The organism is Hymenobacter mucosus (assembly GCF_900188255.1).
Taxonomy (GTDB): domain Bacteria; phylum Bacteroidota; class Bacteroidia; order Cytophagales; family Hymenobacteraceae; genus Hymenobacter; species Hymenobacter mucosus.
In genome coordinates this window covers 109,306-116,493 of record NZ_FZNS01000012.1, presented here as the reverse complement: position 1 = coordinate 116,493, position 7,188 = coordinate 109,306, and the positions used below count along the sequence as shown (strand labels likewise).

General features: G+C 55.7%; 4 protein-coding genes. All 4 read right to left on the bottom strand.

Annotated elements, in window-relative coordinates:
- Window positions 1–171: 171 nt before the first annotated feature.
- Window positions 172–1,350: a PHB depolymerase family esterase gene (locus CHB83_RS20390; protein ID WP_143437224.1), complete on the bottom strand. Its 1,179-nt coding sequence runs from the start codon at window positions 1,348–1,350 to the stop codon at window positions 172–174.
- A 649-nt stretch (window positions 1,351–1,999) separates the two neighbouring features.
- Window positions 2,000–4,141, bottom strand: coding sequence for a family 43 glycosylhydrolase (locus CHB83_RS20385; protein WP_089334028.1), 2,142 nt, complete (start codon window positions 4,139–4,141; stop codon window positions 2,000–2,002).
- 443 nt (window positions 4,142–4,584) lie between these two features.
- Window positions 4,585–5,259, bottom strand: coding sequence for a DUF3823 domain-containing protein (locus CHB83_RS20380; protein WP_045690640.1), 675 nt, complete (start codon window positions 5,257–5,259; stop codon window positions 4,585–4,587).
- Window positions 5,260–5,271: 12 nt separating this feature from the next.
- The gene (locus CHB83_RS20375; protein ID WP_089334027.1) at window positions 5,272–7,185 is read right to left on the bottom strand and encodes a RagB/SusD family nutrient uptake outer membrane protein; all 1,914 of its coding nucleotides are present in this window, start codon (window positions 7,183–7,185) and stop codon (window positions 5,272–5,274) included.
- Between the last annotated feature and the right edge of the window lie 3 nt (window positions 7,186–7,188).

Sequence of the window (7,188 nt, the reverse complement as noted above, 5' to 3'; positions counted from 1 at the left end):
TGAGATGAGAATAGTGAGTAGCGGGTAGCAACACTGCAGATATAAGCGGCTGATACATTAGAGGAGACACCGTAGGGAAGCAGTTGTAAAGCTAGAAGCCTCGTCACAGAATATAGCTACTAGCTTTTCAAAGAAAGATTTTTCCAATGCTTGCCACTGACGAAGTGCCCATCACCGGGCAGTCTGCTTCAGTAACTGGCCCAAGAGAGCATTCAAGGCGGCTGGTCCGCCTGGGCCGTACAGAAACCCGTGGCCGCCCGTAGGCAGGGAGGCAAAGTGCCACTGCTGGGCTATGTTTTGCTGTTGCGAGTAGGTAGCTAGCACTTCGTGGTACGCAACCTGTTCGTCGTCCTGGGCGTGCAGGGAATATAGGGGCGCGCCCCGGCGCAGGCTGCCGAACTTCAGCGGGCCAAAAGCACTAGTCGGCTTAGCCGAAAGGGCGAAGAATCCGGCAAAGCCAGCCGGAGATTGGCAGGCATACCAATAGGCTGCTGTGCCACCATTAGACATTCCCCCCAGGTACACGCGCTGGCGGTCTACGTGGTAGCGTTGCTTGACCTGCTTGACCATGGTCCGAATATTCTCCAAAGCGACTCGCTGCTCTAGCCAACCAAATGAACGACGCCCGAAGGGGTAGAGCACCAACGCATTTTGCGCAGCCGCAGCGGCGAAAATGGGTTCATGGGTCACGCTAGGATCGGCCGCTTGAAACTGGGTCGTGCTCACGATGCCCCCGTGTAGGTAAACAAGCAACGGGGTGGGCTGAGTGGGGTCATAGGTAGGGGGCACGTACACTAGGTAAGGCACTTGCACGGTATCTACCGGAGCATAGTACAGCGCAAAGCCAGGGCGGGCAGCAACGTAGAAACTGTGGGTAGTTGGAGTAGGGAGGGCATTCTCCAAAGTAGTACGCTGCCACTCGCTCGCTGCTCGGTAGGCTTCGGCGGCGCGGTTGGCTGCAGCCTGCCGCAAGCGGGCTAGGAACTGCGGCCACTCAGGAAAGTCATGTAAGCTGCGCAAGCTGGGGTCCTGGGCCATCTGGTCCACGTCCTGGGCGCTTACGGGCACATTGGGTTGGCGCGTGAGCTGGAATAGCCAGCGCAAAGCTTGGTGCTGCCCTCCGGCACACTGGGCGGCTGCACTTGCACCAGTATAAAGGTCGAAGGGGCCTACCTGGGTGCTATCAGTGAAGGCCCGCGCAAAGGTAGTTGTGGCCTCACAATAGTGTTGTTGCCGAAGGTGGCCCGCGGCAGTTTCTAATAGTTGCGGATAGGTCTGGGCCTGAACTAGTCGGCCGGTCGTCAGCAACAGGAACGCCAGTGAGACAGCAAGTGATTTAAAACAGCTCATAGAAACAAGAAATAAGTGACTAGCAGTACTATCTGAATAGGTTAGCAGGTGCGCATTGAACATACATTAACTGTGCACCGCCAAAGCAATTGACAAGTGCAATTATACGCAAGGTACTTTGTTTTACAAGGTACTATACCATAACTAATCTTATGCCATAGCTAGTCTTTGCCCACTTGTAGGTAGCCGTTGGGAAGTTTACCGGTTAGCGTAGCTGTACTTGAGGCATATAGGTTCTCCTTCCAAATAGAGTACCTGTCTCACTTCTTTGCTTTACCTAGCCTAGCAGGGCCTGTTTCCTCCTTAGGGCACCTAAGAGGGCCTTGAGTGCGAGCGAAGGCTAACCGTTGCTCCAATCGAGGGGCACGATGACTTCGTAGGTGGGACTGGCGGCCTACACCGCCTCGTAACAGTAGTAGTTAGCTGCGCAAATTGCTCCACATTTCACGCTACCCTCGGGCAAAAGCATACTGCCCGGAATCCTAGTGCTACCTTCACTCATGCCTGCGTTACCCCGCTGGCTTTCGGCCCGCTTATGGTACCAAAGGTGTGCTCGTATACCAAAGCGCGCTTGTTCCTACTCACTTCTTACCACTTAAAGAATTGGCAGTTAGGCAAGTAATGTCATCGAGTTCCTCCTTAGAAGGGCTTACTTTAGCTTTACTGGCTGAATACCGGCGTGCGTAGGCTTCACTGGCTTAATGCTACCATCAGCGTTGAATTCCAGCTTATCAATACACACCTCGCGGTGAAAGCCGGCATCACCGCCCATCTCAATGCCTTTAGGATAAGTGAAGCGGTGGTAGACCAAGTACCACTCATCGCGGCCCGGAAGCTGAATAACTGAGTTGTGGCCGGTACCGTAGATGCCAGTTGCCGGGTCTTTGCTGATAACTAGATTGTTGGCCGGCACCGTAATCTTGCCCAGCGGCGAATCGGAGGTGCCGTAGCGCACCTGATAGTTGGGGCTGCGCGTATCATCCTCGCTCCACAGGAAGTAGTACGTGCCGTTGCGGTATAGCGCGTAAGCCCCCTCCCGGAAGGTAGCGTCGGGCGTCAGTACGTGGGTAGTGCCAGGCTTTAGGCTGACCAAATCGTCATTGAGCTCAGCTCCGGCCATGTAGCCATTACCCCAGTACAAGTAAAGCTTGCCAGTTTTGGGGTCTTGAAAGGCGGCCGGATCAATCTGCTGCCCACCTTTTACGCCTTCGGGCAGCTGGTCGAGTAGGGGCTTACCGGTATCTTTGAACGGACCAGTAGGACTGTCGGCCAGGGCCACGCCAATCTTGGCGCCCGCGCAGAAGTAGTAGGCGTACTGGTAGCCGGTGGGCGTTTTGCGCTCTATGATGGTAGGAGCCCAAGCGTTTTTCTTGGACCAGCTCACGTCTTTGGGCAAGTCCAGAATCACGCCCTCGTCCTTCCAGTTTACCAAATCCGATGACGAAAAGGCTTTGAAGTACGTACCCGACCAGCCCGTAAATCCGTCGCTGGTAGGATAGAGATAAAACTTGCCGGTATTTTGGGAATACAAAATGTCGGGGTCGGCGTAATAGCCGCCCAGCACGGGGTTACGAGTTTCGGTTACACGCACCTGGTATGCGCGCTTAGCCGCGCCTTTGCCAACTGTATACGTCACGGGGCCCTTGCTGAAGTTCTGCGGACCCCTAGGCGTTACGGGCAAGGTAGGGGTGCTGAGTTGCAAATCGAAGGCTTGCAGGCTGGTGCCGGGCGCTACAACGAAGTTTACCTTGCCGGCGGCGCTATCCACTACGGTATTGTTCTTCCGAATGGCTGGGTTAGCTGACGTCAGCAATACGTCGGATGGGTTCATCCAGCGGGCCGCTAGGCGAGCGGCCTCGGTGCTAGTCAGGGGCAGCACCGTGCCGTGGCGCGGGTGGAAATTCATGCTGATGTCCTGGTCTACCACCGTGAAGTTCTGCAAGTCCTGAGTGCGCGTAAACTGGTAGCGGCCACTGGTGTACATGTCGTACATCAGAATGTAGTCGTCGGAGTTGTTGAGCTTGAAGGTGCCAGCACCCTCCACCGGGTTGGTCGTTTGCTGCACGTACTTATCGCGCAGCACGTAGCCCTCCGTCAGCTTGTCAGACACGGCTATCTTGATACCGTTGCCCTGGCCTTCGGTCTTAAAGAATAGGTAGTACTTGCCGTCTTTGGCTACGATATCACCGTCGATGCAGGAGCCATTGGTGGGCGAGAAAAACAACTGCTTCGGCTCACCTTCCAGATCGGTAAAGTCCTTATTGGCGTAGGCGTAATAGATTTTGTCGGGCTCCGAGCCGTACTGCAGGGAAAAATACACAAGGTACTTACCCGCCTTAGCATCATAAATAGTTTGCGGAGCCCACACCCGCTTCAGGTTTTCCTGGCCAGCATAGCGTTTTTGGAAGTTAATGGCGCTGGACTTCCAATTGATCAGGTCGGTAGAGCGCAGCAGCACCATGCCCCGGTTTGAACTCCAGCCCTTGGCCGATACCATATCGGTAGCTACCATGTAGAAGGTTTTGCCGTCGGCCCCGCGCAGGATATGCGGGTCGCGTACGCCCCCCGTTTCGCTGATGGTGGCCGAGCTGACCACGGGGCGGTTGCCATTCAAGGCGGTGTAGTGGTACCCGTCGGGACTGAGCGCAAAGCGAATGGCCTCTTCCTTTTTATCGTTGCCAGTAAAATACGCAAACAGGTAGGCGCTATACGGGGTGGCTTTTGGCGGCTTGGCCCCGGCCGAAGTACAAACGCTTAGCAGCAACAGAAACAGGTAAAGGGGGTATTTCATCAAAAAAAGAGATAATCAGTGCGGGTAAGCTGTCAGCAGCACCGAGGCACTGCAAGACTTGCCTCCGCTAAGTTTAATAGGTTTTTCGGTCAGCTACCTACTTGTTTGGCTAGCACATTGGCTTTTGGCCCCGCGGCGCCGCACCTAGTCTACCCACGGCAAGCTAGAAGCTATGCGTTTCAGCAACAGGGTAGCCTTCGTGAAACGGGTTATGCTCTGGTAAGCTAAACGGATGGCGCTGACGCAGCACCAGCCGGCCGAGTAGGTTCCCACTCCCACCCGACCGGCTTTTAACAGCACGTACTTCACTCACACTGGGCTGGCCTGATTCCCTATATATCAGGCCGTATTCCCATACGTACTGTTACTGGCGCCACGCGTTGCGCATCCTGCCCTGTCTACCGTGAGGAGTAAAAAGCGGCAGGTGTTCTTAGCTTCCTAGGTTACAAGCTGAGTCGTTGCACGGGGCTATATATCAGCTCGTTTACCCCTTGGGTCTTTACTCCTATGCGGGCATACACTACACCCCGAGTGGCGGCGGGTACGGTAAAGGAGAAGAGCTGAGGCTGGGTAAGATTGCCGAGGTCGGCGCTGGCTTTTCTTACTTGCCCTATCAAGCTGTTGTTGGTATCCACAAATTGGGTAGAGTTGAGGAAAAGCGTTGCCGACTCAATGGTACGCCCGGCCGTAGCCTGGCTAATCAGCGCGCTGGCAGTCACTACGTTGCCCGCGTTAGTGATGGTAGTGTTGCGGATTACGAAGTAGGGCTGAACTGGCACGTCGATGACCGTGTTGCCGCGCACAACCACGTCAATACTATCGGTGTTATTCTGCCAGGGGCCATTGTCGCGCAGGCGCGTCAGCTTGTAGTTGCCATCGAAGAGAGTAGCCGAATAGCTACCATCCTGGGCCACAAACACCTGAATCTTGTTGCGGAGTGCTTCGCCGCGCTGCCACAGTTCTAGTTGCACGCCTCCTTGCCCCCGCACGCCTATGACCTCGTTCTGGAAGGTTACGCGCCCCGTTAGCTGGGACGAAGGGGGGGAGTAGTTATCTTTTTCGCAGCTAGCGGCCAGTAGTCCTAGCCCAGCCAGCATCGTGATGGTGAATCGTTTCATGAGTGGTGCGGACTATTCGAAGGGGTTGCGAACGACTTTGGGATTGTTGTTGAGAATGCCGTTCCCGATGAAGGTGTAGTAGTTGAATGGCTGGAAGTTGCGCGGCGTACGGTAGCGCGGCGACACCCTTTTCTCAAATACATACTTGCCGTCGCGCGGGTCGCCGGGGCGCACCACGCGGTAAGGAAACAGCACATAGGCCACGGCGTTAGGGTTGTTGGCGTTGCCGTTCCAAACCTGGTGCGCAATGCGCCAGCGCTTGAGGTCCCACACGCGGTGATCTTCAAAGGCCAGCTCCACGCGCCGCTCGTTCTGAAGGCGAGCTAAAGTGAGGGTGCTAGTCGTCAGGCTATTAGCAGGAAATCCAGCTCGCTCGCGTACCCGGTTCACATAGGTAACTGCCTCTGCCGTGTTGCCTAGCTCCAGGGCGGCTTCACTGGCGTTGAGCAATACTTCGGCCAGGCGGAAGTGCACCCACCACACGTCGCTACGGATGCCGCGGCTGCTGGTGCCCGCCCCCGAGTCAATGAACTTGCGCAGGTAGAAGCCTGAGTTGGATACCTCTGGCTGGTTAGCCTGTGGCCCCGAGCTGCCGGTCAGAAGCTTGCCGTCGCCGGTGGGGAATGCCGCTCCCCCGTACACGCTGGCCAGGCCGCCCTCAAAGGTTTGATAGGAGTTGCTGGTGGCGTTCCACACTTTTACGCCTGCCTGAAGCTGTACTTCTTGCCCCTTAAAAGTGGAGCCAGGATAAATTATCGTGCCGTAGAGACGGGCGTCCTTGTTGGCGAAAGGACCACTTAGGTTGTCGTAGTAGATGAAGTCGGTACCTGCCGCGTTGCGGATATTCAGCTCACCCGAGGCGCCGTTGAGATACTCGTAGGCTTCCACCAAGTTGAGGATGGGCGAAATGGCCGACGACCCCAGATTGTCTTCACGGATGCCCCGCGCAATGTTGTCGTAGGAAAAGAAGTGTCGGTAGTCCTTGGCGGTCAGGAAGTCTTTCGCCCAGATGATTTCCGCGTTAGCGGTTTTCTTCGTGAGAGCCTCGTAGAAGTTTTCACCCAAGTTAGGATTGGCGCGGTAGAGCGAATATGGACCTGCCAGCACTTCCTTGGCCGCATCGAGCGACTTTTGGTAGTAAGCGTTAGCAAGGTTGGCTGGAATGCCTACTTCGCCGCCGCTGGTTTGGATATTGAGGCCCGACTGCGCATTATACTTGGCAATGGAGGCGGCGTAGAGCATGGCACGGCACTTCAGCGCCATAGCCGTGTAGCGGTTGGCGCGCGTAGCGCTACCGGCGTTGCCCAGCGTGCCCTTGATGGCATCCAGCTCACTGGCCACGAAATCATACAATTCCGTTTCCTTGCTGCGCGCTACCTGCAGTGGGGTCGTGTCGCCGTTGAAGTTGTACACGAGTTGGGATGTTACCAACGGTACTCCCCCGTAGCGCTTCCCCAGTTCGAAGTACGTGTAGGCCCGTAGAAAGCGAAACTCGGCTTTAAACTGTTCTTTCTGCGCGGAAGTCAGCGCATTGCTGTATTGGTCGAGGCCTTCCAAGGCCAAGTTGATGTCTCGGATGAGGCCGTAATTCCAATTCTCCCAGCGAAAAGCATCGAAGCTGAACAAGTCATTAGGCCCATTACCGTTGCCCGACCACATGGCTTCATCATAGGCAGCAAAATCTGGCCAGCCGGTCCGGCGGCGCGGATTGGCGTTGAAGTCGGCACCCAAATATGTAGTGGTATGGGTGGGTATACGGTCGTAGTAGTTGGCAAGCAAGCCCGTAATCAGGCCCGGGTCATTCCAGAGCTGCGCGTCAAGGATGATGTTGGGGGGAGTACGTTCCAGGAAATCTTTCTGGCAGCTGGTGGTAAGGCCTAACAGTAGCCCGGCGCCCAATGCCAAGGTTTTAAGCGTGTATTTCATTAG